3 protein-coding genes and 1 pseudogene are annotated in these 2,595 nt (G+C 71.6%); all 4 read left to right on the forward strand.

Annotated elements, in window-relative coordinates; genetic code table 11:
* Window positions 1–197, forward strand: a pseudogene (locus DKL51_RS27405) (hypothetical protein); the annotation flags it as partial.
* Between the two features lie 160 nt (window positions 198–357).
* Window positions 358–1,296: an ABC transporter ATP-binding protein gene (locus DKL51_RS27410; RefSeq protein WP_109943107.1), complete on the forward strand. Its 939-nt coding sequence runs from the start codon at window positions 358–360 to the stop codon at window positions 1,294–1,296.
* Window positions 1,293–2,117: a DUF2705 family protein gene (locus tag DKL51_RS27415; RefSeq protein ID WP_109943106.1), complete on the forward strand. Its 825-nt coding sequence runs from the start codon at window positions 1,293–1,295 to the stop codon at window positions 2,115–2,117. Before DKL51_RS27410 ends, DKL51_RS27415 begins: the two co-directional genes overlap by 4 nt.
* A gap of 253 nt (window positions 2,118–2,370) precedes the next feature.
* Window positions 2,371–2,595: 2-oxoglutarate dehydrogenase E1 subunit family protein (locus DKL51_RS27420; protein WP_148097852.1), on the forward strand; the 225-nt coding region annotated here is incomplete at its 3' end.

The raw sequence follows: 2,595 nt of genomic DNA on the forward strand, positions 1-2,595 counted from the left end.
CCGGCCGCCCGTACGTCCTGGGCCGGATCGCGGCCGTGGTCACGGCGCTGCCGGAGCCCGGCGACGAGTGTGTGGTGACCGGGGCGATGGTCGGCGCCGAGGGGCGCAAGGCGCTGGTGCACTCCAGCCTCTACGGGCCGGACGGCACCCTGCTGGCGTACGCCCGGGCCACCTGGATCGCGCTGCCCCCGGCCTGATCTCTCCTCCCCCGGGATGATCACCTCCTGCCCCGGACGGAGGGCGGAGTAGGCATCCCGCCCGATGACTCCCTTGCGCGGCCTTGCCAGGCTGGGCCCGGCGCCTCCGCGACGGCGCCCCCACCGGCGCGCCCGCGCGCCGTGGCAGGAGAGGAGAACGATGTCCGACGGGCAGTCAAGCCCCAGCGCCGGGACCGGCCAGATCGTGGTGTCCGGACTGACCAAGCAGTACAGGAACGTCCGGGCGGTGGACAGCCTGTCCTTCACCGTCGAGCCGGGTCGGGTCACCGGCTTCCTCGGCCCGAACGGCGCCGGTAAGACCACCACCCTGCGCATGCTGCTCAACCTGGTCACCCCGACGGCCGGCGAGGCGACCATCGGTGGCCACCGGTACGTCGACCTGAGCGACCCGCTGGGCTCGGTCGGCGCGGTGCTGGAGGCGTCCAGCGCGCACAAGGGCCGCACCGGGCTCAACCACCTGCGGGTGATCTGCGCGGCCGCGGGGCTGCCCCGGCAGCGGGCCGACGAGGCGCTGGCCCTGGTCGGGCTCACCCCGGCGGCCAGGCGCAAGTTCAAGGGCTACTCGCTGGGCATGAAGCAGCGGCTCGGCATCGCCGCCGCGATGCTCGGCAACCCGCAGGTGCTGATCCTCGACGAGCCGGCGAACGGCCTCGACCCGGAGGGCATCCGGTGGATGCGCGGCTTCCTCAAGGGGCTGGCCGCCGAGGGCCGGACCGTGCTGGTCTCCAGCCACCTGCTGTCGGAGATGCAGCTGCTCGCCGACGACGTGGTGATCATCGCGGCCGGCCGGCTGGTCCGGCAGGGGCCGGTGGACCAGGTGATCGCCTCGATGGCCCACGGCGTCCAGGTGCGGGTGCGCACCCCGCAGGCGGAGGAGCTGACCGCGGTGCTGCGCGACCAGGCCGCCACCGTGACCCGGGACGAGCACGGAGCGCTGCTGATCACCGGGGTGGACGCCCCGACGGTCGGCCGGGCGGCGCTGGCCGCCAAGGTCGAGCTGCACGAGCTGACCACCGAACGCCCCGACCTGGAGGGCGTCTTCCTCGAACTGACGGCCGGAAAGGCGGACATCCGATGAACCTGGTCCGATCCGAGCTGCTCAAGATCCGTACCACCAACACGTGGTGGCTCTTCGGGCTGATCACCCTGCCGCTCTGGGCCCTCGCCGTGCTCTACAACTGGCTGCAGGCCGAAACCCTGACCAGCGCGAACATGAGTGACGTGCCGGCCGAGCAGGCCGACCGGGTGGCTGCGGCCGCCAGCGCGGACAGCCTGGCCGCCAACCTTTACACCACCGGCCAGTTCTTCGGCCTGCTCATCGTGCTGCTGCTCGGCATCGTCGTGGTGACCAACGAATTCTTCCACCAGACGGTGACCACGACGTTCCTCACCGCGCCGCACCGCACCGCGGTGATGCTGGCCAAGCTGGCCGCGGCGGGCGTGCTGGCGCTGCTCTTCTGGCTGGGCACCACCCTGCTCAACCTGGTCGCCGCCCCGCTGGTGCTGCACGCGGTGGACGTCGATCCCCACCTCGGCAGCGGAGCGGTCTGGCGGGCGGTGGCCCTCAACGGGCTGGCGTACCTGCTCTGGTCGGTGCTGGGGGTCGGGATCGGCGTGCTGATCCGGAGCCAGATCGGCGCCACGGTGACGGGCATCCTGCTCTACCTGGGCGGCACCATCGGCGCCGCCATCGCGATCAGCCTGCTGGCCATGAAGTTCGGCGACTGGATCAACAAGCTCCAGTTGCTGGTCCCCTCGCTGGCGTCGGGGCTGATGGTGAGCGGGGCCGAGATCCCGGGCAACCCGCCGCGCTGGGCGGGGGCGGCCGTGCTGATCGGGTACGCCGTCGTGGCCGGCGTGATCGGCGTGCTGACCATCCGCCGGCGCGACATCTCCTGACGGCTACCCGACACGACCCCGGCCGGTGACCACGCGTCACTGACCGGGGCCGTTCGTCGCTTACCAGGAGTGGACGGAACCCGCAGCGCTTGTCGGACTTCTGGCATCTTCTGTGAAACGGACCACCAGCCGGAGGCGAGAATGCCTGCGCCATCCGTACGGCGTAGCCTGGGAGCCGTCTCCCGTGCCCTGTTCCGGCATCGGCGGATACCGCGTGACATACGAACCCGCGTGAAAGAGGCGATTACCGGCCGTGTCGACCCAGCAGACTTCGCAGGAGAACCCACTGGCGGGTTTCGGCCCGAATGAGTGGATCGTCGAGGAAATGTACCAGCGCTACCTCGCCGACCCCTCGAGTGTCGACTCGGCTTGGCACGACTTCTTCGCCGACTACCGGCCCGCGCCGGGTGCCGCCACGCCGCGCCCGGACGGCCAGCCCAAGCCGGCCGCCGCGCCGGAGCCGGCCGAGCAGCAGGAG

Source organism: Micromonospora globispora (assembly GCF_003857015.1).
Lineage (GTDB): Bacteria > Actinomycetota > Actinomycetes > Mycobacteriales > Micromonosporaceae > Micromonospora > Micromonospora globispora.

Excerpts from the sequence above, each read along its gene's own strand:
- DKL51_RS27410 (WP_109943107.1), top strand. The coding sequence starts at position 358 with ATGTCCGACGGGCAGTCAAGCCCCAGCGCCGGGACCGGCCAGATCGTG.
- DKL51_RS27415 (WP_109943106.1), top strand. The coding sequence starts at position 1,293 with ATGAACCTGGTCCGATCCGAGCTGCTCAAGATCCGTACCACCAACACG.